Origin of the sequence: Granulicella aggregans, from assembly GCF_025685565.1 — a bacterium.
GTDB classification, from domain to species: domain Bacteria; phylum Acidobacteriota; class Terriglobia; order Terriglobales; family Acidobacteriaceae; genus Edaphobacter; species Edaphobacter aggregans_B.
The window spans coordinates 367,487-393,746 of sequence record NZ_JAGSYE010000002.1; the positions used below are offsets into that span (position 1 = coordinate 367,487).

General features: G+C 61.5%; 24 protein-coding genes. 2 read left to right on the forward strand and 22 right to left on the reverse strand.

From position 1 onward, the window contains the following. Window positions 1-101: 101 nt before the first annotated feature. The 19 genes from flhA to flgB all read right to left on the reverse strand — a co-directional run bounded on the left by flhA (window position 102) and on the right by flgB (window position 18,769). Complete coding sequence (gene flhA, locus OHL18_RS11035; RefSeq protein ID WP_396274348.1) at window positions 102-2,231, reverse strand: flagellar biosynthesis protein FlhA; 2,130 nt, start codon at window positions 2,229-2,231, stop codon at window positions 102-104. Then, complete coding sequence (locus tag OHL18_RS11040) at window positions 2,228-3,472, reverse strand: EscU/YscU/HrcU family type III secretion system export apparatus switch protein (protein ID WP_263374912.1); 1,245 nt, start codon at window positions 3,470-3,472, stop codon at window positions 2,228-2,230. The genes flhA and OHL18_RS11040 overlap by 4 nt, the downstream gene beginning before the upstream one ends. 33 nt (window positions 3,473-3,505) lie before the next feature. Further along, on the reverse strand, window positions 3,506-4,300 hold the full coding sequence (locus tag OHL18_RS11045) for a flagellar biosynthetic protein FliR (RefSeq protein ID WP_263374913.1): 795 nt from the start codon (window positions 4,298-4,300) through the stop codon (window positions 3,506-3,508). A 34-nt stretch (window positions 4,301-4,334) separates the two neighbouring features. Beyond that, the gene (locus OHL18_RS11050) at window positions 4,335-4,604 is read right to left on the reverse strand and encodes a flagellar biosynthetic protein FliQ (protein WP_263374914.1); all 270 of its coding nucleotides are present in this window, start codon (window positions 4,602-4,604) and stop codon (window positions 4,335-4,337) included. A gap of 22 nt (window positions 4,605-4,626) precedes the next feature. After that, window positions 4,627-5,283 carry a flagellar type III secretion system pore protein FliP gene (gene fliP / locus OHL18_RS11055; protein WP_263374915.1) on the reverse strand — a complete coding sequence of 219 codons (657 nt, stop codon included), beginning with the start codon at window positions 5,281-5,283 and terminating at the stop codon, window positions 4,627-4,629. Between the two features lie 254 nt (window positions 5,284-5,537). Continuing rightward, a complete protein-coding gene (locus OHL18_RS11060) occupies window positions 5,538-6,008 on the reverse strand; it encodes a flagellar biosynthetic protein FliO (RefSeq protein WP_263374916.1) in 471 nt (156 codons plus the stop codon). Between the two features lie 78 nt (window positions 6,009-6,086). Next, window positions 6,087-6,422 carry a FliM/FliN family flagellar motor C-terminal domain-containing protein gene (locus tag OHL18_RS11065; RefSeq protein ID WP_263374917.1) on the reverse strand — a complete coding sequence of 112 codons (336 nt, stop codon included), beginning with the start codon at window positions 6,420-6,422 and terminating at the stop codon, window positions 6,087-6,089. Between the two features lie 59 nt (window positions 6,423-6,481). Next, window positions 6,482-7,003 carry a flagellar basal body-associated FliL family protein gene (locus tag OHL18_RS11070; protein WP_263374918.1) on the reverse strand — a complete coding sequence of 174 codons (522 nt, stop codon included), beginning with the start codon at window positions 7,001-7,003 and terminating at the stop codon, window positions 6,482-6,484. A gap of 191 nt (window positions 7,004-7,194) precedes the next feature. Beyond that, entirely contained in the window at window positions 7,195-8,424 is a 1,230-nt protein-coding gene (locus tag OHL18_RS11075) for a flagellar hook protein FlgE (RefSeq protein WP_263374919.1), read from the reverse strand. 66 nt (window positions 8,425-8,490) lie between these two features. Beyond that, a complete protein-coding gene (locus OHL18_RS11080) occupies window positions 8,491-8,955 on the reverse strand; it encodes a flagellar hook assembly protein FlgD (RefSeq protein WP_263374920.1) in 465 nt (154 codons plus the stop codon). An 83-nt stretch (window positions 8,956-9,038) separates the two neighbouring features. After that, window positions 9,039-11,558, reverse strand: a complete 2,520-nt coding sequence (locus tag OHL18_RS11085) for a hypothetical protein (RefSeq protein ID WP_263374921.1) — start codon at window positions 11,556-11,558, stop codon at window positions 9,039-9,041. Between the two features lie 115 nt (window positions 11,559-11,673). After that, window positions 11,674-12,177 (reverse strand): hypothetical protein, encoded by a 504-nt coding sequence (locus tag OHL18_RS11090; RefSeq protein ID WP_263374922.1) that lies wholly within the window; start codon window positions 12,175-12,177, stop codon window positions 11,674-11,676. Between the two features lie 2 nt (window positions 12,178-12,179). Continuing rightward, entirely contained in the window at window positions 12,180-13,592 is a 1,413-nt protein-coding gene (locus tag OHL18_RS11095; protein ID WP_317890488.1) for a FliI/YscN family ATPase, read from the reverse strand. Next, window positions 13,589-14,296: a FliH/SctL family protein gene (locus OHL18_RS11100; RefSeq protein ID WP_263374923.1), complete on the reverse strand. Its 708-nt coding sequence runs from the start codon at window positions 14,294-14,296 to the stop codon at window positions 13,589-13,591. The genes OHL18_RS11095 and OHL18_RS11100 overlap by 4 nt, the downstream gene beginning before the upstream one ends. Continuing rightward, window positions 14,280-15,365: a flagellar motor switch protein FliG gene (fliG, locus tag OHL18_RS11105; RefSeq protein ID WP_263374924.1), complete on the reverse strand. Its 1,086-nt coding sequence runs from the start codon at window positions 15,363-15,365 to the stop codon at window positions 14,280-14,282. Before fliG ends, OHL18_RS11100 begins: the two co-directional genes overlap by 17 nt. Window positions 15,366-15,420: 55 nt before the next feature. After that, a complete protein-coding gene (gene fliF / locus OHL18_RS11110; RefSeq protein WP_263374925.1) occupies window positions 15,421-17,262 on the reverse strand; it encodes a flagellar basal-body MS-ring/collar protein FliF in 1,842 nt (613 codons plus the stop codon). 106 nt (window positions 17,263-17,368) lie between these two features. After that, window positions 17,369-17,701 (reverse strand): flagellar hook-basal body complex protein FliE, encoded by a 333-nt coding sequence (gene fliE, locus OHL18_RS11115; protein ID WP_263374926.1) that lies wholly within the window; start codon window positions 17,699-17,701, stop codon window positions 17,369-17,371. 105 nt (window positions 17,702-17,806) lie between these two features. Beyond that, the gene (gene flgC, locus OHL18_RS11120) at window positions 17,807-18,343 is read right to left on the reverse strand and encodes a flagellar basal body rod protein FlgC (protein ID WP_263374927.1); all 537 of its coding nucleotides are present in this window, start codon (window positions 18,341-18,343) and stop codon (window positions 17,807-17,809) included. A 45-nt stretch (window positions 18,344-18,388) separates the two neighbouring features. After that, on the reverse strand, window positions 18,389-18,769 hold the full coding sequence (flgB, locus tag OHL18_RS11125) for a flagellar basal body rod protein FlgB (protein ID WP_263374928.1): 381 nt from the start codon (window positions 18,767-18,769) through the stop codon (window positions 18,389-18,391). A 266-nt stretch (window positions 18,770-19,035) separates the two neighbouring features. On the opposite strand from flgB, the gene OHL18_RS11130 reads away from it, so the two are divergent. Continuing rightward, on the forward strand, window positions 19,036-19,959 hold the full coding sequence (locus OHL18_RS11130; RefSeq protein ID WP_263374929.1) for an alpha/beta hydrolase: 924 nt from the start codon (window positions 19,036-19,038) through the stop codon (window positions 19,957-19,959). A gap of 197 nt (window positions 19,960-20,156) precedes the next feature. Here OHL18_RS11130 and OHL18_RS11135 read toward each other — a convergent pair whose 3' ends face one another. The 3 genes from OHL18_RS11135 to OHL18_RS11145 form a co-directional block, all read right to left on the reverse strand. Continuing rightward, window positions 20,157-21,299, reverse strand: coding sequence for a Gfo/Idh/MocA family protein (locus OHL18_RS11135; protein ID WP_263374930.1), 1,143 nt, complete (start codon window positions 21,297-21,299; stop codon window positions 20,157-20,159). 83 nt (window positions 21,300-21,382) lie between these two features. After that, window positions 21,383-22,657 carry a sigma-54 dependent transcriptional regulator gene (locus OHL18_RS11140; RefSeq protein WP_263374931.1) on the reverse strand — a complete coding sequence of 425 codons (1,275 nt, stop codon included), beginning with the start codon at window positions 22,655-22,657 and terminating at the stop codon, window positions 21,383-21,385. Between the two features lie 273 nt (window positions 22,658-22,930). After that, a complete protein-coding gene (locus OHL18_RS11145) occupies window positions 22,931-23,776 on the reverse strand; it encodes a response regulator transcription factor (protein ID WP_263374932.1) in 846 nt (281 codons plus the stop codon). Between the two features lie 287 nt (window positions 23,777-24,063). On the opposite strand from OHL18_RS11145, the gene ppk1 reads away from it, so the two are divergent. After that, entirely contained in the window at window positions 24,064-26,241 is a 2,178-nt protein-coding gene (gene ppk1, locus OHL18_RS11150; RefSeq protein ID WP_263374933.1) for a polyphosphate kinase 1, read from the forward strand. Window positions 26,242-26,260: the final 19 nt, after the last annotated feature.

The following is a 26,260-nucleotide window of genomic DNA, read 5'->3' on the forward strand; positions in this document are numbered from 1 at the left end:
CATGCTCATTCTGTTGCTCACCTTGTGTAACTAATAGCCTGACTCACTGGCCGTGTAGTTCAGTTCACGTTCCACACCTTGATACCGTTACTTCCTGCCCCTTACGAACTCACCGTTCCGATGCTGCGTACCCGGATGTCCGCCGGGATCTCCGCCGGAGCCAGAACCACAATCTTCGGCAGGAACGGTTCCAGCCAGCGCCGAAGATGATAGCGAGCCGGGCTTGGGCATAAGAGCACTGCGGTGGCCGTAACTCCCGCACCGCCGGTTAGCCGTTTCACAGACTCGACCATCCGCCGCAGAAACTCCGCCTGCGTCTTCGGCCCGCCATCGCCCAGCGCCAGCGCCGCCCGCTGCGGATCGAAGGTATTGAGAATCTCGGACTCGAGCAGATGTTCGAGCGTCAGCACGCGCAGACCGCCGTCGGAGTCCAGCAGCGGCTGAACCACGCTCCGGCCCATCGCCTGCCGCACGCTCTCGACCAGGTTCACGATGTTCTTCGAGTGCGACGCAGCCTCCACCAGCACATCGAGGATCGCCCCGAGATCGCGGATCGATACCTGTTCACGCAGCAGCTGCTGCAGCACCTTCTGCACCTCGCCCAGGCTCAACAGCTTCGGCACCAGCTCCTCGACCAGCTTCGGATAAGCGTCCGTCATACTGTCGAGCAGGCGCTTCACCTCTTGCCGGCCCAAAAGTTCGTACGCATGCCTGCGAATCAGCTCACCCAGGTGCGTCCCGATCAACGTCGTCTGGTCAACCACGGAGTATCCCGCCGCCAGCGCGGCTTCTTCCATGCCCGGCTGGATCCAGCGCGCGGGAACGCCAAACGCCGGCTCGCGTGTCTCGATGCCGCTTAGAGGCCTTGCCTTGGGGTCGGCGTTTACCGCCAGGACAAAGTTCTGCTCCATCTGCCAACGAGCAATCTCGATGCCACGCAGGCTCACCACATACTCTCTCGGCTTCAGGCGGAGGTTGTCGGTAATATGTACCGGCGGCACCACAAAGCCCAGCTCCGAAGCCAGTTGCCGCCGCATCGAACGGACGCGGTTCAGCATCTGACCACCCTGCCGTTCATCGACGAGTGGAATCAACTGGAAGCCGATCTCCAGTGTCAGCTCGTCCATCTTCAGCAGCGAGGTGAAGTTGTCGCTCTTCGCGATCTCGTCGGACTTGGCCTTGTCCGTTGCGACCGCGCCCTCGACGGTGAGCTGATCTGCGGCCAACGTTGCCGGCAGCGCGCGCGCGATCAACGCGACACCACCCGCCATCAGGAAGAAGGATATCTTTGGCAGGCCAGGAATCAACGCCAGCGCCAGCAGAACGCCGCAAGCGATCCATAGCGTGTTTTTGCCGCCAAAGAGCTGCGTCCCAAGTTCCTTATCGAGCGTGCCCGAAGACGACGCGCGCGTGAGCACCATGCCTCCTGCGATCGACACCAGAAGGCTGGGAATCATCGTCACCAGACCATCGCCCACCGTGAGGATGGTGTACGTCTTCACCGCTGTGGAGAGGTCGGTTCCCTGCTGCAGCACGCCAATCAGAAGTCCCGCCACGATGTTGATCGCGGTGATCAGAATCGTAGCGAGCGAGTCGCGCTGATTGAACCGCGCCGCACCATCCATCGCACCATAGAACTCCGCCTCGCGCGCAATGGCCTCGCGCCGCCTGCGAGCTCCCTGCTCATCGATCAGACCCGCGTTCATGTCCGCATCGATGGCCATCTGCTTACCCGGCAACGCATCGAGCGTGAACCGAGCCGTCACCTCGGCAGTCCTCACCGCACCATGGCTTACGACCAGATATTGAATCGCGATCAAAGCGAGAAACAACACGAAGCCGACAACGTAATTCCCGCCAACGACGAATTGACCAAAGGCCTCAATTACCGATCCTGCAGCGTGTGTTCCTTCGTTGCCATGCAACAAAATCCGTCGGCTTGACGCCAGGTTCAGACTCAAGCGAAACATGGTGAGCAAGAGCAATAGCGTCGGAAAGACCGAGAAGTCGACAGCCTTTCGCACCTGGATCGCCGTAAGAAAGACAATCACCGAAGCAGTGATTGAAGCCGCCAGCAGCAGGTCGAGCACAAAGCTGGGCACCGGGATCAGCATCACGAAGACCATGCTGATCGCCGTCACCGGCAGCAGCAGGACGCGCAGCTTGCCCATTCTCATGGCCATGTTCGACTCGGGCCGTCCCGCCTGCTTCGCTAATACTGCTTCGCTCATAGATCTCCCTCATTGCCCGTTCCTGACGCGCCGCCTGCGTCAGGGCCCGGCTCTTCTGAGACCTCTGACTGAGAATCCTCAGGCACGATCCTTTCGATCACCGCCGCTCCGCGCTGCGCCTCGTAGACTCGATGGCCCATCGCGCTCGCTGCCGTCTTCGCTGCCTGCGCTGCCTTGGCGGCCCGCTCCGACCGCAGCTTCTCTTCGACCCTCTGGCGATAGAGGAACGCGAGAATGCCCGCGACCGCCTGGTAGAGCGCAAACGGAATGGCGCTCCCCGGCTCGACCGCCTGATAGAGACTTCGCGCAAGCGGAGGGTTCTCGATGATCGGAACCCCAGCCCAGCGAGCCTCTTCCCGCATCTCGAGCGCATGCAGATCACGACCCTTGGCCAGCACCGTCGGCGCTTGCATGGTCTCGAAGCTGAACTCGAGCGCCACCGCATAGTGCGTGGGATTCGTGATCAGTACGCTCGCCCGCGACATGTCCGCCTTCACTCTGCGGCGTCGCATTGCGCGCTGGATCTGCCGGACACGCAGCTTGATCTGCGGGTTGCCGGTAGCGTCACGCATCTCCTCACGGATCTGCTGCTTGGTCATCATGAGCCGCTGGTTCCAGGCACGCCGCTCAATCGCGTAGTCCAGTCCCGACCAGGCCAGCGCCACCCACGCGCCGTCAAGCGCAAGCATGTAGGCAGTCGAAAAGGTCTGCGGCAGACGGACCATGCTCATCACCGGCGACTGCGCCATCAAGCTATGCAGCCCATACCAGCCGAAGATCGCCATGATTCCAGCGGGCACCAGCGACTTCACCACCCGCGTCGTCGAGCGCAGACTGAAGAGGTGCCCCATGTTCGTGACCGGATTGATGCGATCGAAGTTGAGGGCCAGCGACTTCGTATGGATCCCGATGCCGCCCCCCTGAAGCAGCCCCATCAGAAGCGAACCGGCGAAGGCAGCCAGCATCACCATCGCAATAGGTGCCATCCCGGGAAGCATGGTTCGTCGCACCAGCTCCACCCCACGCTCGCCCGAAAGATCGGAATTCCGTAGTCCGCTCAAGCTGTCGATGTAGACACGCATCCATCCGCTCACGAAGCGGCTGCTCATCGCGCCCAGCACAAGCACGCCAGCAAGCATCGATACCGCCGCAAGCAGCTCGCGGCTGCGGACGAAATCGCCGTCTTCACGCGCCTTCTTCTTGCGTTGCGGTGTCGCTTGCTCTGTACCCTTATCTGCCATGCACCTTCACACTCTCTCCACTTGAAAAAATGCCTAAAGGGACGCCTGCGCGGGAACAATCAACTTCGACGCGGCATCGAGCAGCGCGTTGAAGTGCCGCTCAATCCACCCCGGCCACGCAGCCAGGCTGGCAATCAAGACCACGTACGACGCGATCGCCTTCAGCGGAATGCTTACGACCAGGACCGGCAACTGCGGGGACAGTCTGCCGATCAAGGCAACCGTCACTTCAACCGTCAACGCGGCTGCGAGCACCGGTGCCGCAAGCTGCAGCCCTGCCAGAAAAAGCCCGCTGGCCATCGCAGAGATCGCCACGCCAGTCTGGCCTTGAACCACCCCCTGCCCTATCGGAACCACGCTGAAGCTGCGCATCACCGCCATGATCATGGTGCGATGCAGCCCCGCACCAAGGATCACCAAGATGCCGAGCCATCCCAACATCTGCCCCAACACCGGGGTCTCGATCATGGTGTTCGGATCGAGCAGGCTGACCAGCGAGAAGCTGAACTCGAAGCCCATCACCGTTCCTGCGAAGTTCAGGGCCTCGTTCAGCATCATCAGAGCCAGCCCAAGGGTGAGCCCCACGCCAAGCTCGCCAAGCACCGCGGTGAAGTCAAGCACCGGCCGGGCACCGGGCAACGCCGCAACCACGGGAGCGAGCAGGATCGTCATCGCCAGCACCAACCCTGCCTTAGCCTGCGGCGTGATCGCGCCCGAGCTCAAGATAGGCGCGAAGACCATCAGTCCGCTAAGACGAATGAGCACCAGCACGCCCGCACTCAGATAACCCGGCCAGTCGTGAATGATTTCGCCCGTCGCAGAAGCCACTTGATACCGTCCCTTTCAAAGTCCCCATGAGCTTCTATCCCAGATATCGCTGCAGTCCTGTCCAAAGGTGCACGGTGAAGTTCACCAGCCGATGCACCGTCCAGGGCATCGTCACCATCGCCATCGCGAAGACCACCAGAAGCCTCGGCACGGCGGTCAATGTTTGCTCCTGCACGCTCGTCAAGGTCTGCAGCAGGCTGACGATGAGGCTGATGATCGCAGCGCCGACCAGCATCGGAGCGCTTAGCAACAACGCTTCAATCAGCAGCCTTCGCATCATCTCTACGGCCTGATCCGGTCCCACACGCCCTCCTCGGGACGAACGCTCAAAAGCTCTTCAGAAGCTGGTCAGCCAATAAATTCCAGCCATCGACCATTACGAACAAAAGAATCTTTAGCGGCGTCGAGATCACCACAGGCGGTAGTTGCATCATGCCTATCGATGTCGTCACGCTCGCTACCATCAGGTCCACCAGAAGGAACGGAAGGAAGAGCACAGCTCCGATCTGGAAGCCCGCCTTCAGCTCGCTAAGGATGTATGCGGGAAAGATCACCGGCAGCGGCAGGTCGTCCCGCGTGCGCGGCTGTGTGCTCATGCCGGCCGCCGCAAAGACCATCAGGTCTTTCTCCCGCGCGTAACGCAGCATGTACTGCTTCACCGGCACCAGTCCTTGCGCGATCGCCGCCTCGCCCGTCATACGGTTCTCGCGATACGGAGTGACGGCCTGCTGCTCCACCTGCAACAACACCGGCTGCATCAGGAACCACGTCATCATCAGCGCCAGCCCCATCAGCACCTGGTTCGATGGAGCCGTCTGCGTGCCGAGCGCCTGACGAAGAAAGTGGAAGACCACCAGCAGCCGGATCATCGGCGTCATCGAGAGCAGGATCGCCGGCAGCAGCGTCAACAGCGTCAGCCCGAAGACGATCGCCCAGGGTACGTTCTGGCTCCCCTTCATCTGGTCCGCGATCGACTTGCTCATCGCATTGCCAAGTGAATCCGCTCCGGCATCCGAGCCATTGCGAGATGCTGCGGACCCATGATTCGCGACACTTGGCTTCGCCTCCGATGCAAGGAACAGACTTACTGCGCTAACACCTCTGGGCGAAACCATCCGCGCCGGCGACGCTGTCGCGCTCATCGGCAGAACGAAGATCGCACCCAGCACAAGAGCGGCCAGTGAATGACAGCCTCTATCGCAAGGCTTTCCGCTCCTCTCACGGTGTGACTGAGCTCTCATTGCACTCTTCCTGCCTCAAGGCCTTTACTTACCGTGGCTCCATTTGCGGCGACGTCACCCCGCCGGACCAGTCGAAGGCCGCTTCCCGTGGTTTTTGCAAAAGCGGGAGATCGCATCCAAGCTGGCTCCCTCATCCTCACGGCATCTCGCACAGAGTTTGCGCGCTCTACATCAGGCGGCAATTTGACGTCGCCCGACCCCGCACCCGGCACTGCCTCAGAAGATGTCTCCGGAATCGCTACCAGCGTTCCGATACGGTCGCCGCCCGCTCCAACCAGGAAACGATGCTCGTCGCAGGCAACCAGAAATAGCTGCCGCCGGTTGCCGAGCTGAAGGGCCTCAAGCAGGACCATGCGCCGCGGCTTGGCGCGCTTGCTGCCCTCGAGCAAAACCTGCCTGAGATGCCGCAGCATGGAGGACAGCAGGACCGCGAGACCGTTCCCTCGATCAGTCGTGGATTCACTCATGGCGTTCTCTCCTCCTGTCCTGTTCATGCCATTCCAATTGATGGATCATGCAGTTTCATACGGCGATCACTGTGCGAGCTACGCAAGCTTGGCCACACGAAGCCCCAGCGACTCCTCTACAACCTCGAACTCCGCCCATAAGATATGCACCGCGCCGATCTTGATCGGGATCAGCTCCGAGGTCAGCGTCTGGCTCACCACCACGCGTCCCGGCTGCAGCGTCAAGAGATCACGCACGGTGAAGTCGGGAATGTCCACTACCGCCGTAATCGTCTCCGGCACTCGCTGCAGGATCGGCCACGAGACGTGATCTTCGATCCTTTGCGTCCACGGGAGATGCTGACGGTTGGAGACATAGCCGCCATGATGCAGCGCCATCTCACCGGTTCTGGTCTCGCTTTCCGCAATGCTCATTCACGCCTCCCGGAACCTGATACTGCCCTTGCCGATGTCTTCTCTCAACTCTGTTCGAACTACATCTGAACCAGGAAGTCGCTGAAGTAAAGATCCTTAACGTTCATCTTCAAATCGCTCTTCGTAATCGCTTCCCTCAGTTCGATCTTCAAGTGCTCCTTGCCATCCGGCCCCAGGAGATACGCGCTGGTCTGGCGGCTCAACACGGTTAACACGATGTCGCGGATCGCAGTCTCGGGGCCGCTCTTCCCCTTGGCGTCTGCCTCCGCTGCGGGAGCTGCCTTCTCTCCAACAATCTCTAGAGTCAATCCAAGGCGCAGATAAGCGTGTCCCCCCTCGTCGGCGAGATTCACAAGGATCGGTTCCAACACAACTTGATGGCTCGCATCAGACGAAGCCGCCGTTCCCTCAGCGTGCGCGATGGGCAGCTTGCCCGACTTCGCCAGATAGAAGAACGCCGCGCCACCGCCCGCCAGGCCCAGCCACGTGCCGAAGATCACGACGACCAGCAGCAAGGGGATCGGTAGCTTCACTCGACCCGGCTTGCCCGGCTCTTCACCGCCTGAGGATGCGTTTGCCATGACTTAGGTAACTGCATCTTGAATGCCACTTCAGAACCGAAGACGATTAGTGGGTGCTCACAAATGGGACATCGTTCCCGAACGGCCTCGCAGCGCCAGCTTCACTAAAAGAAGAGCGGCGGGCCGGTATCGGAGTCGCCTCCCATACCCGCAGCCGCCGCTTCCTGCCACACGATGCCGATTACCTGTCTCTAGCGGATCATCGCAATCGTATCCTGGCTGACGGTGTCGAAGGTGGTCACCGTCTTGGCGTTCGCCTCGAACGAGCGCTGCGCCACAATCAGGTTGGCGAACTCGGTCGAGATGTCTACGTTCGACAACTCCAGCGCGGCGTCGGTGATCGAGCCGCGTTGACCCGTGCCTGCAGTTCCCGTAACGATCTGGCCCGAACCAGCCGTCGCGATGTAATTGTTGTTCGTTGAAAGCGTCAGACCCTGATCGTTCGCCACGGTTCCAATCGCAACCTGTCCCACAGCCTGGGTTTGGCCGTTGCTGTACTGAGCGTACAGAACTCCGTTTGAGTCCGCCGTGAAGCTTTGGTACACACCGCTGGGGAACCCATCCTGCGAGTGTTCCGTGGTCCCCGAAGCGGCCGCTGTCTGCGTGATCTGCGGGGTGTTCGTGCTGTCATACAGATTGAGCGTCATGCTCAGGTTGGCGGCATTGTCGGAAAGACCAGTGAATGAAACGTTGGCGACATTTGCCGCGGGCGAGGTCAAGACGCCGGACGAGTTGAAGGTCAACGTGCCGGTCGCGTTTGCCGAGGCGGCCGCATCGCCTGCGGGAAGCGTAATCGCATACGTCCACTGGTTGGCGGTCGCCGTCTTGGTAAAGGTGATCGTCGCCTGGTGCGACTGGCCCAGCGAATCATAGATGGCAACGCCAGTTGGATAAGTAGTGCCAGTTGCCGCGCCGGCGTTGAGGTTCGAGGTGAAGGAGATGTTCTGCGTCGCCTTCGCTGCCTGGGTCGATCCCACCGGAACCTTCAGTGCAACCAGATTGCCCGTCGTATTGACCACTCCAGCGGTTGCGCCGTATCCCATCACACTCGCTCCTTCAGCGGTGATCAGATTGCCCAGCGTGTCCGTTTGAAAGTTGCCAGCACGAGTCAGTTCGTTCAACCCACCCACCTGGTCGATGAAGTAGCCATTGCCGGTCAGCGCCATATTGGCCGCATCCCCAGTCGGATTGATCGATCCCTGGCTGAAGTCGATCGTCGTGGCCTGGACCTTGGTGCCCACGCCCACCTGGATCGCATCGCCCGCGCCGTTCGACCCGAACTGCTGATAAAACAGGTTCTCAAACTCGGTTGTCTGGCCCTTGAAGGCGGTTGTGTTGAGGTTGGACAGGTTGTTGCCGATGGTGTTCAACGCGGTCGAGTCGGCCGACAGACCTGACAGAGGTATTGAAAAATTAGGCATGTTGATTCTCCCTTTCCGTACGGTTGCTGGTTGAAGTTTTGAAAGTCTCCGGCGCGTCACCTCGGGCTAGACTCCGGTGGTCGGCTTCGAGTGGTTCGCCGTGGTAGTCTGGGCCGCAGCAGTCGCCTGGCTCGTTGAGGACGAAGAACCCGAGGACCCAGAAGACCCAGAGGACCCAGATGCCGACGACGCGGCCGAATCAAGGCTCGCAATTCCGGTGTTGATCGAGATCAACTGCTCCAGGCTGTTCACACCGACCAGCTGCGTGATGTAAGCGTTCGGATCAGTCGGCTCGGTGGGATCCTGGTTCTTCAACTCGCCAACCAGCAGCGTCAGAAAGTCGCTGCTGGTAATGGTCGATGGATCGGTCGAGCTTGAAGTGCTCGAAGTGGCCGCACCCGTCGCCGCTGGCGCGGCCGTCGATTTCGCCGCTGCGCTCGTTGACTGAGACGTCGAGGCAACCCTCGGTGCCAGTGCGGTCGCTACGGCGTGAGATGCTGCCCGGTTCACCTGCGAAAGATTCGTATCCATCTGCTCTCCTCGTCTTCTGCGTTGCGTTTCAACGCCACCAGGCATCGCAGCCCTGGCGGTAAATCTGTTGGTTGATGCGACCACTACACCCTGACGTTCAGCCACTGGCCGCTATCGGCGGTGGTCGAAGGTAGCGCGGCACCGGTCATCATGCGACTGTCGGAGCTGGCCTCATAGCGCGTCTGACCATCGCTGGAGCTTGCCGGCTGAAGCGGTACAACACTCGCGGCATCGCTCTGCGGCCTGCCATCTTGGCCATCCATGCCCTGGTTCGCACCTCCCGGAAGCAGGGAGGCATCCCCACCGTTCGCCGAGCCTGTGCCAGCATGCAACGCCGTTCCCACAGCGTCGTGGGAGACCAGTCCATTGGCGATGCCCGTGCGCTCCGCGACCGACGCGGTAACCGACATCTGTTCGCTATGCAGATACGCGTTCAGCGCAGGGAGCTGGCCCTTCAAGATCTGCTCGCCACCGGGGGATGACGACGCCAGCGATGCCGAGACCTCGCCCTCGCCGCCTATCTCCGCGCGGATCTTCAACCATCCCTGCGATCCGCTGTGCAGTCCCACCTCAAGCGAAGTCGGAGTGGCGACGAGCGTCTGGTGCGACTCCGGCGGGATAGCCGCTTGAAGCGTGTTGACTGGATGACCCAGCTCAGCCCTCGTCGCCGCGTTCAAAGAACCCTGCCCCCCTGAAGCTCCCTGCCCCGACGACGCGATTGACGTATTGCCTGTCCCCTGATGAACGCCTTGGACAGATAGAGTGGAGACCGCGGCGCCAGCTACTGCTACGCCGTCGAAGCTCTCTGGCGGCGCGACGTGATCCGCGGCAGCCGTCACCGCCGTTACTCCTCCAGCGTGCGAGCTGACACCGTTGCCACTCCCATCGCCAGTCACACCTCGATCGGCGCTGCTCTGAGAGACCAGGTTCGATGCGGGCTGTGACGCTGCGCCCGCACTTCCAACCACCTTCGCCCGCTCGGCGGCCTGTGACCCGACTGTTGACCGCTGAGAGCTGGGAGCCGTAGCCGCGCCAGCTACCGTCGGTGTGCCCGGAGGGTTCTGCTGAAGACTGGCGTTGGTAGCGTGCCCGAGCGGTGACGCAGCATTAGATAACGCCGCTCGATCCTGCGAGAGAGCCTGTGTCGCAGACTGCTGGGGAGCCTGCTTTGCAGTTAAAAGCAACCCAGGCGTTGTAATCGCGCGGGCGGATGCAACGCTCGCAGTGCCCGTCCTCGCAGAGGTTGCCTCGAGGTGATTGACGCCAGAGGCTGCACCCGTTGTCTTTGAAGGGATCAATGCGGCAGAGTCCGAGTGCGCGTTGGCAGCAAGCCATGCTGTAGAGGAAGCGACGGCCGGTTGCGAGCCGCTCAACGACACATAGGTAGCCGCCGATTTCAACGGGGCAACACCCGGCAACTCAGACTGAATGGCAGCCCCGTCTTTTGAGAGGTCGTTCGTAGTCGATGGAACGCGTTGCTCTCCGCTGATCGTGAACGCCGTAGAGACGGGCACGGTCGTCGACCGATTCAGGCCGGAAGCAAGCGAACCTGTCGGAAGCGAGAGGTCCGCCAAAGACTGCGCTTCGCCCGCCGCTTCAGCACGCGGAGAGGTTCGTTCGAACTCGTGAGCTCTGCCAGCTGCGCCTGTCGCCGCAGAGGCATGGACCGCTTCAATCGAATTCCATGCGGCCAACGCGCCGCTCTTGGGGGCGCCTGTGTTCGCACTCGTAGCGCTCGGATGCAGTTGCGCATACTGCGCGGACAAGTCCGCTGATGCCGCTCCCGAAGGTGCAGTGATACCGTCTGCTCGCTCCGGAGAAGATGCGGTGGAAGATGCAGAGACTGTCCCGGAAGACGGCGCCGGCGTAACGACAGCAAGAGCTGCACCCGGGATGTTGTTTGCGATCGCGCCGGTTGCAGGAAAGTCGATTTGAGACGCGCCTTTGGCCGTTGCCTGACCAGACACCTTGCTCTTTGCCGCGCTCTGGCTCCCGTCGACCTTGGCGCTGCTCTGCGAGGACTTCGCTGTCTCCGTCACCCCGGAGTCTTTTGCACTAACGTCCAGCTTCTGCAACGCAACGCTGGCAAGATCCTGAACGTCTCCGGGAACATAGCCGAGAGCACCAGACCTCGCAAGGTCAATCTTCTGCGACTCCGCGATACTCGTCGTCTGCTGCGACCCGGACCCTCCCAGGAGAACCGCATCGGCTGGCTTGGTCGCGACAGCCGACACTACAAACTCACCTGCCTGCTCGATAGCATCGGCGCCCTCTGCGCTGCTACCGAGCGAAGCCGCTGTAGCGACACCTGCCCTTTGGCTAGCCGCGGTGGAGATAAAAATACTGGCCGTAGAGGTCATCTTTGTAGCGGCCGTTCGACTGGCCCCAGCACCCTGACCGGGAAAAGCTGGATTCTGTCCCACCTCGGTGACAGCCTCTCTACTGCCTGACGGGCCCGCGGTTGCGCTCGTGGCCGAGAGGCTTGCCGTAAATGCCGCGCCAAAGTCGCCGCCGCTGTCAGCCGAAGATGTCTCCAGAGCAATTCGGTCGATCAGTTGCGGCGTTCCCTGCAGGTCCAACGCTGGCGTTATCACTGGGTCCACCCTCCAGGCATCTCGAACACTGGATAAAGCTGCACCCGGAGAACCAAAGGTTGGCGGCATTAATTAGGAGAGATTCATGCGGTCCGGCCCAAACGCGGTAGGCCAGCGCGGCAAGTCAACTCAGGAAGTCCATCCCAGACGCAACTCGCTCTCTGCGGGCCTTGCGTTGCTGCTCACCATGCGTCTGCCAGCGCCGGCGCGAGAGATAACGATCGTCAGCCGCGCGTTGTTCCGCGCGCTCAAGCTCGCGCTCCGCAATCACCCGCGCCTCGCTCAGCACGCTCTGCATCTTCTCCAGTTGCATTCGGCTTGCCTGGTACACCTCAGCGGCCTCACACATCGCAGCATCCCGTGCCTGCCGGATCGCTTCAAGCGTCTCAGCGTTCCATTGCATGAACTCAATCTGGGACTGGTCAAGCTGCCACTCCGCCCTGTCTCCCTCGCGTAGCGCCTCATACCCCGCCGCCTCCAACCGGGTCGCCGCATCCACGCGAACACGAATCATCGTCTCCACATCATGAAGCGCCGCTCTCGCCTGATCGAGCGCGACCCCGTCCGCATACTCCATCAGTTGGTAGATTGCCGCGATGCGGCCCAGCGATTTGAGCCGCGAGGACAAGGCTAGATCTCCATCGCCAGCAGCCGCGCGACCGAATCGGCAAACTCCACCGGCTCCGCGATTCCCTGCTGAAGAAACGCCCGAAGCCCTGGCATCGCCGCAATCGAGCGATCCAGCTCGACGTCGAGCCCCGGCTTGTACGCTCCAATCCGCACCAGGTCAGCAGACCTCGAGTGCGCCGCCATCAGACGCCGCACCATGGCAGCACGCGCCATGTGGGATGGGCTCGTCACCGAGGGCATAAGCCGGCTCAACGAATCGACGATGTCGATGGCAGGAAACCATCCCTCCGCCGCCTGCGCCCGCGACAGCAGGATATGTCCATCCAGCAGCGAACGCACCGCATCGACGACCGGATCATGTTGATCGTCGCCCTCCATCAGCACCGTATAGAACGCGGTGATGCTCCCATTTTCGAAGTTGCCCGCGCGCTCCACAAGCCGCGCCAGCCGGGCAAAGACGGACGGCGTATAGCCTTTGCTCGCCGGTGGCTCACCTGCCGCAAGACCGATCTCCCGAGCCGCCATCGCATACCGTGTCAGCGAGTCGAGCACCAGCAGCACGTGCTTCCCCTGCGCCGCATAAAACTCCGCCACCGCCGTCGCCGCCATGGCCGCACGCATGCGCAGCAACGGGCTCTCATCAGAGGTCGAGACCATCACCACGGACCGCTTCAACCCCTCGGCGCCCAGCGCCTCTTCGACAAACTGCCGCACCTCGCGCCCGCGCTCACCCACGAGGCCGACAACCGTGATGTCCGCCTCGGTGTTGCGCGTCATCATGCCGATCAGCGTGCTCTTGCCAACGCCCGATCCGCCGAAGATACCTACTCTTTGCCCGCGCCCGACCGTCAGCATCCCGTCAATCGCACGCACCCCGGTCGGCAGCGCAGTCACGATCGGCACACGATCCATCGGCCGCGGCACGGAGCCATCGAGTGGCCACATATCCGTCACCCGCGGCGACCCTCCGCCGCCATAAGAAAGATCGATCGGCTCGCCCAGCGCATTCAGAATCCTGCCCTGCATGCCATCGCCCACCGCCAGGTAAGGGGTAGTCCCCAGCGCGATCACGGTATCCCCATAACGAATGCCGCGCGTCGGCTCGAGCGGCATCACCAGAACGTGGCGCTCGCGGAAGCCGATCACCTCCGCGCCGTGCCGTTTGCCTTCGCCGTCGATCACCTCGCAGCTCTCGCCCACCGAACACAAAGGTCCCAGCGACTCCAGCGTGCCCGTACTCGCCTCCACCACGCGGCCACGCCACCTCCAAGCCGGGCGCGCTGCAAGATGCCGGAAGTAGGCTTCCATGCCGGTATCGCGCATCTGAAGGACCGAGCCGCGCGCAGCTGTGGACTGTGTCGCCACACCCTGCCGCGACAACGCTCCGCTCACAGCGGACTCCGCCGCCATCATGCCGGCCGCTTTTGCAGAAGGTCGTAGAAGCCGCGTTCAATCTCGCCGAGTTGTGCCTCGATGCCAAGCTCAACCGTCCCGACACTCGTCTCAAGCACGCACTCTCCGCGCGCCATCCCCTCCTGTCCAATCAATTTCACATCGGCCACAGCGAGAGAATCAAACTCCGCCTGCCACAGCGCAAGATCGGAGGCAGGCACCCGCAGTCGCGTCTCGCTCTCCTCGGCCACCTTCTCGAGCGCTACACGCACAGCCGCCGAGAGCAGCAGCGGGTCGATCTTCGCCTCGCGATGCAGCACCCGCGCCGCGATCGCCAGTGACAACTTGATGACCTGTCCTTCCACGCCAGCAAAGTACCGTGACCGCTCGCGATCGAAGTCGTCTACCGCCTTGCGGACCATGGCGCGGTCCTCGGCCAGCCTCTGCTGCATCTCCTGCTCGCAGTCGGCGCGTGCGATCGTACGCGCGAGCAGCTTTGCCTGGTCGAGCTTGCGCGGAAGCGCATCGATGTGGCTCCGCAGCTCTTCTTCCAGCCGCTCCACCTGCTCGCGAAGCTCTGCAACGACTGCAGACTGATCTTCAGGAATTCGCCCGCGCGTCTCGAGATCCTCAATCGCCGAGAACTCCAGTCGCTCCACCTCTCGGGGAGAGTCGGCAAACGTCCGTTCAACCTCCCGCTCCGCAACGCTAGACGGTGATGGCATCGTCGGCCTCCAGCTTCAACACAATCTTGCCTTCGGCCTCGAGCTTCCGTGCGAGGTTCAGCACCTCAAGCTGCGCGGCAGACACGTCCTTCATTCGCACCGGTCCCATGATCTCCATGTCCTCCTTCATCATCTCGACGGCGCGTGAGCTCATCGCAGCGAAGACATGCGCCTTCAAGTTGTCCTTCGTACCCTTCAACGCCACGCCCAGCACCTTCTTGTCCGCAGCTGCGACCAGCTCCCTTATGCTGGCCGAAGGCACCGTCAGCAGATCGTCGAAGGTAAACATCAGCTCGCGAATACTGATGGCCAGCTTTGGCTTCTTCTGCTCGATCTCATCCAGGATGCCTTTGCTCGCGACCTGATCGAGGCCGTTGAGCAGATCGGCGACCGCCTTGAAGCCCGCATAGCTGCGCCGTCCGGTGGACGCACCCAGCGCCTTCATCTTGCGCGAGAGCACCAGCGCGACCTTCTGCGCCATCTCCGGCGAGAACTGCCGCATCTCCGCCAACCGCTGCACCACCTGCACCCGCTGCTTGTCTTCAAGATGCATCAGCACTACCGCGCCGCGCTTCGCATCAAGGTGCGCCAGAACCAGGGCAACCGTCTGCGGATGCTCGCTCTCAAGAAACTTGCTGAGCTGCTGTGGGTCCATCTTCTGCAGCATCGCCAGGTCGCCAGCCGACCGCTCCTGCAGACCCTTTACCTGCGCCAGCATCGTCGCCGCTCGTGCATCGCCAAAGGCTTCGGTCAACAGCTTCAGAGCGTAATCCTGTCCACCACGGACCACATAGTGCTGCGTCTCCAGCAGCCCATAAAACTCCGTCAACACCTGCGTCAACAGCTCCGGCGAGACCGAATCCAACTGCGTGATCTCATCGGTCAGGCGTGAGACCTCGTCCTCGCCCAGGTTCTGCATCAGCTTCTTACCCAGCTCATCGCCGATCGCGATCATCAGGATCGCTGCCTTGCGTATCCCCGGAAGATCGGCCGGGCTGAACCCCGACTCAGCCGCCAGCATCAGCTGGTTTTCTCCCGGAGCCTCCAGTTGTTCCATCTCTTCCGTCATCGATCAACCTCTCTTTGGAACCCTTGCCAGCCGCGGTGGTTCCTTGCAACGCGCCTTATCCTTCAGCTTTCTCCGCTGGTGCGATCCAGCTCTGCAACACCCGCGTGCTCTGCATGGAATCCTCGCGGATGTGCTCCGCGACGCTGTCGAAGATCGCCTGCGCCGAGGTCTTGCCGCGTCTCTGGACCGGTGCGGGCGCATGGTGTACCGGCGCGGACATCTGACGTTGCGGCATCATCTCAGGCTGTTCGTCCATCTCATCCATTCCGCCACTCCCCAGCGCCTCTTCGTGGTCCACCATCTCCAGGTGATGGTGATCGATGCCCTCCGCCTCGTGATGCGGTCCCGATCCATCCGCCAGCATCACCGGTTCCTTCATCGTCTCGATCGCTTGCCGCGCAACCGGCCGCAGCACGAACATCACCAGCAGCACACCGCATAGTCCAAGGACGAGCGTCTTGATCAGGTTCGGCTGCGTCCGCAGAAATCCCTTCGCTCCATCGCTCACACGGTCAAGAATCGGCGCCGGAGCCTCGGGCGAGTTACTGTCAAAGCTCATGTTCTGAATCACCACCTGGTCGCCGCGCTTCTGGTCGTAACCCACCGCCGCCTGCGCCAGTTCTTCCAGCCTGTGAATCTCGTCCGGCGTGCGCGGCTTCCATACCGTCTTCAGCGACTTTCCCGCCCCTTCCGTGGCCAGCCGGTCGTTCACCAATACCGCCGCTGTGATCCTGCCAACTCGTCCCGGCCCCATCTCCAGATGCGTCGTATGTTTCGACACCGCGTAGGTACCGCTCTCCTGCTTCACCGTCTGTCCCTGCGCCGATCCCTGCGGATACACTGGCGCGTCCTTCTGCAGCAGCGGAGGCGTCGTCGGCGTCGCTGCCGGCGATCCCTGCACCGCGCCATTGGCTGCGCCCGCGGGAGTGTTGCTGGCCGTCCCCGGTACACCTGAGGCCTTCGTTGGAGCCGTTGAACTCTGCTCGCTGCGCTGCATATTTGTAGCCGCAACCTGCGTCGGGTCGTAGACCTCATCGGTCTTCTCTTCGCTCGACTGGTCATAGCTCACCCGCACCGTCGCCCGAACGTTGTCGCGCCCCGCCAGCGGTTCAAGCAGGCTCACCAGCTTCGCCTCCAGCGCCTGCTCCACGTCGTCGGCCTCCATGCTCGCCGACTGCGGCTTCAGGTTCACCCGCCCATCCGCATCGACCAGCACCACATCCGCCGGACTCAGATTGTCCACCGCCCCCGCAACCAGGCTGCGTATCGAGTCCGCCTCGGCCGCATCCACATTCGACCGCTTCAGCTTCAGCACCACCGACGCCTTCGCCACCTTCTCCTGCGCGGAGAACAAACTCGGTTGCGGCAGCACCAGATGCACCCGCGCTGACCGCACCACACCCAGCGTCTGGATCGTGTGCTCAAGCTCACCCTCAAGCGCCCGCTGATAGTTCACCCGCTCATCGAACTCGCTGCCCACCCAGTTCGGCTTATCGAACAACTCAAAGCCCATCCGTCCGGACTGCGGCATCCCCTTCGCCGCCACCTCAATTCGCGCCTTGTCGATGGTGTCCGCAGGCACTTCCACGCTGCTCCCATCCGCGGTCATCCGGTACGTCAATCCCGCAGCGGAGAGCTCCTGCGCCACCTGCTGCGAGTCTCGCGACTCCATCCCGCTAAACAAGACCCGCCAGTCCGGTCGCCCCGCATACCAGATCATCACCCCAATCGCGCCCAACAGGAACAGAACGGAAGCCAGCAGCCAGTTGCGTCTTCCGGCAGGCATCGCCATCATCCGGTTGCGGAGGTTCTCAGCCATCTCCTGCATCGGGAGAGACGCTCCCTTCGGAGCCGCCTTGCCATCAATGGTCTTTATCGCCTCAGCTTGCTCCGCCACAAGTTGCCCCTGTCTTTTTGCTAACGCCTCTTGCGTCAACTCCCCAATTCAGTCGAATCGCCAGCCTGTAATCCGGCGATCTTCCGGCCCAGCCCAAGGCATACCGCTAGAACTGCATCCCCATCATCTGCTGATACGCCGAGACCGCCTTGTTCCTCACCTGCAGCGCCAGTTCGAACGCGACGCTCGCCTTCTGGGAGGCGATCATGACGTCATGCACCTCCACGCCCTGCCCACTCAGCAGCCCATTGACCGCAGTCTCTGCCTGTTTGCCCAGATCCCGCGACTGGTTCACGATCGACTGCACCAGCCCTGCAAACGGCGTCGCTCCAGGCACATTCACCGACGAATCCTTCAGCCCAGCTCCCGTTACGCCAGCCCCTATCCCAGCTCCACTCACCGCTCCTGCAGCTCCGGCAACTCTCTCTGCTATGTTCATCGCTCTCTCCCTCTTTGACTCTCTGCGTTTAGGAAACTTCAGCCATCCCGTCTAAGCCGAAAAACACTCCGGTAACTGGCCGAAATCAGGACATCCAAGGAATGACTATCTGAGAATGTCGAGCGACGAAGAGATCATCGACTTCTCCGCCTGCACCGCCGAAACATTCATCCCGTAAGACCTCGTCGCTCCCATCAGGTCCACCATCTCGGTCAGCGGATTGATGTCCGGATACGACACAAATCCATCCGCGTCCGCGTCGGGATGCCCCGGCTCGTACCTCTTCAGCGGATCGCTCGTGTCGCGAATCACGCCGGTAACGGCGACGCCCCCCGGAACCGTACTCGCCGCATTCACGCTCCCCGGCATCGCACTCAGGAAGCTCGCGCTGCGAATCTTTCCTCCAGGCCCAAACTGGCTGGAGAGCGAAGAAGTGGATGGCAGCCCCGCCTGCGCGATCAGCGAATCCTGAAACGCATTGCTCTCCTCGGCCTCGAAGACCACATGCTGCCGCTGATACGGCACGCCATCCTCTGTCCTGGTGGTCTCCGCGTTCGCCATGTTGGCAGCCACCACCTCGGCCCTCACCCGTTGCGCCTGCAGCGCCGAAGCGCTCACATCCAATGCCCCGAACAGATTCATCACATCTCTCCTTGCCAGTTGCCCTTTGTCCCGGCCCGCGAATCCTTACTTGCCATCCGAGGCATGAATCGCACTCAATATCTGCGAGAACTCGCCCTTTACCAGTTGCACGCCAAGCCGAAACCGCAGCTGCGCCTTCGCCAGCTCCAGCCCCTCGCGATCCATCGAGACGTTATTTCCGTCAGGCCTCGCAACCAGTCCATTCACCACGCTGATCTGCGGATCGACTGCTCCCAGCCCGTTCGCCCCAAGCGACATCGGATTCGCATTCAACTGCCGCGCAAACTCCTGCTCAAAGTCGAACCCCTCGGTCTTGTAACCCGGCGTATCGACGTTCGCCATGTTCGCCGCAGTCAGCTTCATCTGGTCGCTGGCAAGATCCAGAAAGCGCCCCAGCGCCTCGCTTATGGGTGTGCTTAGTTGCATTGGCTGTACCTCGCAGCCTCCTACAAGCAGCCGGTGTGCCAAAACAAACCTGCGACAGATAAGAACGCTGCCATAATCCTCAAGTTCTCTTCCCCACGGCCCTTGCCCCTTATCCGACATACCCTTTGTCATTCCCAAAGGGAATATGCGTTTGTACCCGAAACTGCATCCGTCCTTACTGGTTCTTCCTTTGTCATTCCCGAAGGGAATCTGCTTCTGAACTAGCAACCACACAAGCAATTCCAAATTGGCCGTAGAATTCTCCCGTGACGATCAACCGCTTCCTCCCACTCCTCTACCTTGCCGTTACCCTCTCGACAACGGCCGCGCAGCAGGTGACCCTCCCAATCTGGTCACACGGCGCGCCCGAGACCACACCCGGCCAGGGCCCGGAGAAAGACATCGATCTCCCCACCGACGCTCTCATCGCCGGCAAGAAGATCATTCGGCTAACGAACGTTAGCGAACCCACCGTCGCCGTCTATAGAGCCCACGGCACCTCCAACGCTCCAGCCGTCCTAGTCCTTCCCGGCGGCGGATACCAGATCCTCGCCTACGACCTCGAAGGCACCGAGGTCTGCTCCTGGCTCAACTCCATCCACGTCACCTGCGTTCTGCTCAAGTACCGCGTCCCGTACAACGGCCACTATCCCGAACGCACCGAAGACCTCGAAGACGCGCAGCAGGCCATGCGCCTCACCCGCCAGCACGCCGCCGAGTGGGGCATCGATCCCAAACGCCTCGGCGTCCTCGGCTTCTCCGCCGGTGGCCACCTCGCCGTAGTCCTCAGCAATCACTTCGACTTCACTCCCGACGCGGCAAAGTCCGCCACGCTAAAGCAGCACGGCGCGCTTGACGCCGCGATCAGCGCCCGCCCCGACTTCGCCTTCATCCTCTATCCCGGCTACCTCGTCCACTGGCCCGATAAGTCAACCATCGCCCCCGAAGCCGTCCCCAACGCCGCCACCCCGCCCACCTTCATCCTCCAGGCCGAAGACGATCCCGTCCACGAAGAGAACGCCCTCGTCTACTTCCAGACTTTGAAGGAGGGCAATATCCCCGCCGAACTCCACCTCTACGCCAAGGGCGGCCACGGCTACGGTCTCCGCCCCACCGAACTCCCCATCACCCACTGGCCCCAACTCGCTGAGACCTGGCTCCGCACCATCAAAATCCTCGCCCCGAAGTAATCGGGTGCCCCACCCATGGCTCGCACTTGGCCATGGGTGGGTCCGCCACAGACCCATCCGACGTGTACGTGGAAACTAGCCCGACCCGAACCTAATAATCGCGTCATCTCGACCGGAGCGGCGGACAGTCTCATCGTCCGCCGCGCAGTGGAGAGACCCCCGCATTGGCCTTCGCCTTTCCACCCACCCAAAACCTTCTATTTATCCAGCGGCAGCTTCACCGTCTTCCCACTCTCCGCCGACCGCCGCGCCGCATCCAGAATCTCCGCCACAATCACATTATTCTTCAACGAAGAAAGATCAGCCTTCTCCTCGATCTGCCCGCTGATCACCGCCTCCATATAGTGCAGCGGATCGTCATAAGGCGCGACCAGCGGCGCACCATGTATCGACATCGGCGAAGCATCGCCCCTCTTCCTCACATCCAGCCGGTCAGAGTCGATCGTCTTCGCATACCCGGTCGCGCCGTACACATCCATCTGCTTCACCGCGAACGGCCAGTTCCACGAGCCCTCCACAATCGCCGTCGCATGAGGATAGTTCAAGAGTATCTCGGCCTCATCCGACACCTTCGGATAAAGCTCCGGCTGAAGCCGCTTCGTCACCGCCGTGACTGAGATCGGCGCCTCGCCATGCATCATCCACGTCATCAGATTCGGCCCATAGCATCCAAAGTCCGTCAGCGCCCCATCTCCATCCTGCGCCGGATCGATCAGCCACGAAAGAAACTCAGGCTGCACATGGATCTTCGCTGGCCCCTCATGCCCATCGCGCATCACCGCCTTCACGATCGGCCCCAGCGCACCCTTCTGCAAAAGGTTCACCGCCTCGGTGTTGCTCGTATACCAGGCCGTCTCGTAGTCCACCAGCACATGGATGTGCCCCTTCTCCGCCGCTCCCTGCATCGCAAGCGCATCGGCGTAGGTGAAGGCCAGCGGCTTCTCCATCAGCACATGCACACCAAGCGCGGCGCTCTCCTCCACGATCCGGCGATGCTGGCTCGGCGGCGTAAACACCAGCACAGCCTTCGGATGCGCATGGCTCACCATCTCCGCGATGCTCTTGAAGTGAAGCGATGGCGAGAGGTGATACTTCTGTGCGTACTTATCAAAGAGCGCGCCATCGGGCTCCACGACTCCGACAAGCTCAGTATCGGGCCGCTTCAGAATGCTTCCCGCAGGATTGAGATTCCCTCCCCCCAGAAAGCTCTCCACGTGACCATGCACCAGCCCAACGATCCCCACCTTCATCACTTCGGTCGAAGGCGGCGTTGCCGTTTGTGAAGCTCCAGAGACCACCGATGCGATCAAAAAAATACCAAGCCCGAATAGCTTCCTCATTCAATGCCCTCAATCTCAGCCATCTTGAGACATAGCCGAAACAGCCGAGGCCATTATCGTGCTGCCATGCCACACTCGGCAAACTAAGCCGCGCTCGTCACTCTCCCAAACCGCAGGTCCGCAGCGCGAATCTCCTGCCTGTCCTGCGCAAGAATCACTCCCCGCTCCAGCACATGCATCAGCTCACGAACATTGCCCGGCCACGAGTATGTCTGCAGCCGCACCAACCCCTCTTCGCTCAGTCTCTTCCTGGGAGAGTCCTTCCCCATCTGTTCCAGGAAGTGCTCCGCAAGGATCTCCACATCTTCTCTTCGTTCGCGAAGCGCAGGAACCTCAATCGGGAAGACAGCCAGCCGATGATAGAGATCCAGACGGAAGGACTTCTCTTTTGCCCGCTGCTCCAGCGGCTGATGCGTCGCAGCCACTACGCGCACATCCACGCGTAGCGTCTCATTGTCTCCCACCCTCTGTAGCTCGCCGCACTCCAGAAACCGCAGCATCTTCGCCTGCAACGCCAGCGGCATCTCGCCGATCTCGTCCAGGAAGAGTGTGCCACCGTGCGCCGCTTCGATCCGGCCCGTTCGCGATGCGACCGCGCCCGTGAACGCACCACGCGTATGCCCGAAGAGTTCCGCCTCCAGCAGCGCCTCGGGAATCGCGGCGCAGTTCAGCACCACAAACGGCTTTTGCGAGCGGACGCTGAGACGGTGTAACGCACGCGCTACTACTTCCTTGCCTGTCCCGGTCTCTCCCTCGATCAAGACCGACGTCGACCGTGGCGCAACCATGCGAATCAGCCGCGCCAGCTCCAGCATCGCCTCACTCTGACCCACCAACTCTGGCAGAGTGCCCTCCGTCGGACGTCCCTCAGGAGAAGCCATGCGAATCCGATCCTGCGCGCTCGCCGGGAAGACTCGAACGCTGGCACTCTGTCCACTCCCTCTGGGAATCGACAGCGCAGCCGCAGCCCACACCGCGGTGTCTGTAGCCGGCAAAGCGTCCTGAGCCTCGCGTAGAGCATGCAGCAACTCGTTTCGCCTCGGACTCCGTACGCCATCATTCTCACTCGTCCCATCGATCCGTAGAAGATCGATCGCCGGATGCGAGGTGCGAATATGCCCCGCAAGCTCCACGACATCGAGGTCGGGCAGCCAGCTATCCAGCATCAAAGCCTCGGCCGGCGATGCGTCCAACAGAGCGATCGCCTCGGCTCCGCCGCTCGCCTCTCGCACCTGCCAGCGAAGATTCATCAAGTTTGCCCGCAGCCGCGCGCGCAAAGCCACATCAGTGCTCGCCACAATCACCGTTCGACTGGCTGAAGCTCCGTTCTCTCCCGTGCTGCTCTGTGGTGAGTTCATGGATTCTCCTCTGCCCTTCTTCCTGCACACTTTGTTGCATTGCGATCACCGTCACTCTCAAACGGTCGATAGCGTCTGTACTCCAGCTCATCACCTGTTTCATCTCATCGCTTGCCTCCAGACTTGACCCGTATTCGAGAAGGCACAAGAGCGCCGTCATGGGCTGGCTCAGATCATGCAGCCCAGCCTCCATCCTCTGAAGCAACCCGTTCGGCGCCTCGTGCGGCTCCATGCACTCTCTCACACTTTTGACGATGACCAATCTCTTCTCCATCACGCTCGCCAGGCTAAACCGCCAACCACAACCGATCCCTGGACCGGCTCCGGCCGTACACTCCGGACGGGCTTTCTGGTGGAATCTCCAACACTCGAAAAGGCCGCCGACGGTTCGGCGAGCCGGTATCCTTCTCCGCGTACCGTCTCGATCAGCTCCGAACCAGGCTCGCTAACTGCGGCACCTGCCGCACTCTCGCCCGACTCCAGGTTTCGCCCGTGCGCCATCCCATACGCGGTCGCGAGCTTCCGCCGCAGATAGTTGATATACACATCGACCACGTTTGTCCCGGTGTCCGCCTTCATCTGCCACACCTCACGCAGCAACTCGCTCCGGCTGCAGCAGAGCCCTCGGTGCTGTAGTAAAAACTCCAACAGCGCAAACTCTTTCGTCGTCAGATCGACGATCTGGCCATCGCGCGTGACCTTGCGCTCAATCCGGTTCAACTCCAAACCGCCGACACGAAGCACGGGATCGGCATACTGTTCGCGCCGGCGCAGCAAAGCTCGGCAGCGAGCACGAAGTTCACTCAGGTTGAATGGCTTCAGCATGCAGTCGTCAGCCCCAAGATTCAGACACCGAATCCGGACCTCAAGATCGCACCGCCCGGTAAGCACCAGCACAGCCATACCGTCGAAGCGCCCAAGCAGCTCCTCAAGCACCTCTGTCCCGTCTTTCTTAGGGAGACTCAGATCCAGGATGAGAAGCGCGGGCCGCCGGTCTGCCATCCGGTCCAGCGCAGACTGACCATCCTCGACCCACTCGACCTCGTGGCCGTCGAGCTTCAACCCTTTGAGAAGAAATCCGCCAAGAGCACAATCGTCTTCCACAACTAAGACTCGCATCGTTGCACCATCCCAAATTCCTACACAGGTACCCTTGGCCCTTGCACCGGTTTCGCCCGTCGAGGGAGCGTGCCCGATCCAGTGCTCTTCCACCATGTCGCCTTCTGTCGATCTCTACAAGCCTTGATCCACGAATTCGTTGCACTCAGTTCCAAAACAGAACTGCGCCTGTGGAAAAATTCACTCGCGCCGCAGCCATCGAGACACCTGCTTCGCTCCCTCCCTCACCCGCAACCCATCCTCTTCTCAGTCCCTTCATACTGCTGCGGTAAACTCATCCCACCTCCATGACGACCAAATCCGTAAGCGCCCCCTCGACTCGACGCAGGAATCCCGCGAAGGCAGCTAACACGCCCGCGCCGCCGCCGGAACCACCACCCGTGGAGACACTCTTCTTCTCCCGCGACGAGTCCTGGCTGCACTTCAACGAGCGCGTCCTCGAAGAGGCCCAGGACCCCTCAAACCCTCTGCTGGAGCGCGTCAAGTTCCTCGCCATCACCGCGAGCAACCTCGACGAGTTCGTAGAAATCCGCGTCGCCGGAATCCTGCAGCGCATCGAAGACGGCATCAGCATGCCGCAGCCTGCCGACGAAGGCGGCCTCTCTCCGCAACAACGCCTCGACCGTCTCAGTGTCCTCCTCGCCCGTTTCGTGGAGACTCAGTACAACTGCTGGAACGAACAGCTACTCCCCGCCCTCGAAAAGGAAAAGATCCGCACGCTGAAGTTCGCCGACCTCAGCTCCAAACAACGGGCACACGCTCTCAACTTCTATGCGAATGAGGTCGACCCGCTTCTCACCCCGGTCACCATCGACCCCTCCCACCCCTTCCCTCGCGTCCTCAACAAAGCCCTCTGCATCGCCCTTCTGCTCCGCCACAAACGCAAAGGAAACACCACCACGGCCCTTGGCGTCGTCACCGTCCCACGTTCGCTCCCACGCCTCGTCTGCCTGCCATCATCTGCAGGCACCTACGACTTCATCCTCCTCCACGAACTCATCGAGTCCCAGGTCGACAAGATGTTTCCCGGCTACGAGGTTCTCTCCCGCTCCGCCTTCCGCGTCACCCGCAACAGCAACCTCTACATGCAGGAAGAAGAGTCGCGCTCCGTCCTCGAAAGCGTCCGCTCCGAGCTCCATAACCGCCGCAAGGGCGACGCGGTCCGCCTCGAGATCGAGGACGGCGCCAACGAAGAGATCATCGAACGCCTGCGCACCAACTTCGAGCTCGACCCCTGGCAGGTCTTCCGCACCAAGGGCCCGGTCAACCTCTCCCGCATGATGAACCTCCCCTCGGAGGTCAAGCGGTCCGACCTGAAGTATCCCGACTTCAAGGCGCGCGAGTTCAAGATCGACGCAAAATCCACCGACATCTTCGACCAGATCCGCAAGGGTGACATCCTCTTCCATCACCCCTTCGACTCCTACAAGGTCGTTGAGGACTTCATCACCGCCGGCGCTCTTGATCCTCACGTGATGTCGATGAAGCAGACCCTCTACCGCACCAGCAAAGACTCCTCCATCTTCCGTGCCCTCACCGATGCCGGACAGAACAAGGAGGTCACCGTCGTCGTCGAACTGATGGCCCGCTTCGACGAAGACTCCAACATCCGCTGGGCCCGCGAACTGGAAGACGCTGGCGTCGGCGTCTACCACGGCATCTTCGGCTTCAAAACACACTGCAAGCTCGCCTTGCTGGTTCGCCGCGACCCAGACGGAGTTATCCGCCGTTACGTCCATCTCGGCACGGGAAACTATAACCCCGTCACCTCGCGCTTCTACACCGACATCAGCCTCCTCACGGCGAACCCCGAGATCACCGCCGCCGTCCAACACGTCTTCAACTACCTCACCGCTGAGGCCGAATCAGACGGCTACAAGCCGCTCCTCGTCGCTCCCTTGACGATGGCGTCGACCTTCCTCGAACTCATCGCGCGAGAAGCAGAGCACGCGAAGGAAGGCAAGCCCGCAGGCATCATCGCCAAGGTAAACGGTCTCCTCGATCGCGCCACCGTCGAGGCCCTCTACGAAGCCTCGAAGGCCGGAGTCCAGATCGACCTGATCGTTCGTGGCATGTGCTCGCTCCGTCCCGGCGTGCCCGGCCTCAGCGAAAACATCCGCGTCCGCTCCATCGTAGGCCGCTTCCTGGAGCACAGCCGCATCTTCATCTTCGAAAATGGCGGCCACTCCGAGATCTTCTGCGGCAGCGCCGACTGGATGGCCCGCAATCTCCACGAACGCTGCGAGGTTGTCTTTCCCATCACCGACACAGCTCTCCGGCACCGCGTCCGCGACGAGATTATTGGCAGCTACCTCGCCGACACCCGCAAGGCGCGCCTCCTTCAACCGGACGGCCATTATGAGCGCGCAACCCATAAAGGCCAGGGCTTCAGCGCCCAGACCCACCTCATGTGCCTCGCCGATCCCTCCATGGGCGACACCAGCAGGCCCGGAACCGACGAATAGCCGCAAACGCACGAACGCC

Coding starts and splice junctions, on each gene's coding strand:
- flhA (WP_396274348.1), bottom strand. CDS start 2,231: ATGAGCGAAGCAGTATTAGCGAAGCAGGCGGGACGGCCCGAGTCGAAC.
- OHL18_RS11040 (WP_263374912.1), bottom strand. CDS start 3,472: ATGGCAGATAAGGGTACAGAGCAAGCGACACCGCAACGCAAGAAGAAG.
- fliP (WP_263374915.1), bottom strand. CDS start 5,283: ATGAGCAAGTCGATCGCGGACCAGATGAAGGGGAGCCAGAACGTACCC.
- OHL18_RS11060 (WP_263374916.1), bottom strand. CDS start 6,008: ATGAGTGAATCCACGACTGATCGAGGGAACGGTCTCGCGGTCCTGCTG.
- OHL18_RS11065 (WP_263374917.1), bottom strand. CDS start 6,422: ATGAGCATTGCGGAAAGCGAGACCAGAACCGGTGAGATGGCGCTGCAT.
- OHL18_RS11070 (WP_263374918.1), bottom strand. CDS start 7,003: ATGGCAAACGCATCCTCAGGCGGTGAAGAGCCGGGCAAGCCGGGTCGA.
- OHL18_RS11075 (WP_263374919.1), bottom strand. CDS start 8,424: ATGCCTAATTTTTCAATACCTCTGTCAGGTCTGTCGGCCGACTCGACC.
- OHL18_RS11080 (WP_263374920.1), bottom strand. CDS start 8,955: ATGGATACGAATCTTTCGCAGGTGAACCGGGCAGCATCTCACGCCGTA.
- OHL18_RS11095 (WP_317890488.1), bottom strand. CDS start 13,592: ATGATGGCGGCGGAGTCCGCTGTGAGCGGAGCGTTGTCGCGGCAGGGT.
- OHL18_RS11100 (WP_263374923.1), bottom strand. CDS start 14,296: ATGCCATCACCGTCTAGCGTTGCGGAGCGGGAGGTTGAACGGACGTTT.
- fliG (WP_263374924.1), bottom strand. CDS start 15,365: ATGACGGAAGAGATGGAACAACTGGAGGCTCCGGGAGAAAACCAGCTG.
- fliE (WP_263374926.1), bottom strand. CDS start 17,701: ATGAACATAGCAGAGAGAGTTGCCGGAGCTGCAGGAGCGGTGAGTGGA.
- flgC (WP_263374927.1), bottom strand. CDS start 18,343: ATGAATCTGTTCGGGGCATTGGATGTGAGCGCTTCGGCGCTGCAGGCG.
- flgB (WP_263374928.1), bottom strand. CDS start 18,769: ATGCAACTAAGCACACCCATAAGCGAGGCGCTGGGGCGCTTTCTGGAT.
- OHL18_RS11135 (WP_263374930.1), bottom strand. CDS start 21,299: ATGAGGAAGCTATTCGGGCTTGGTATTTTTTTGATCGCATCGGTGGTC.
- OHL18_RS11140 (WP_263374931.1), bottom strand. CDS start 22,657: ATGAACTCACCACAGAGCAGCACGGGAGAGAACGGAGCTTCAGCCAGT.
- OHL18_RS11145 (WP_263374932.1), bottom strand. CDS start 23,776: ATGCGAGTCTTAGTTGTGGAAGACGATTGTGCTCTTGGCGGATTTCTT.
- ppk1 (WP_263374933.1), top strand. CDS start 24,064: ATGACGACCAAATCCGTAAGCGCCCCCTCGACTCGACGCAGGAATCCC.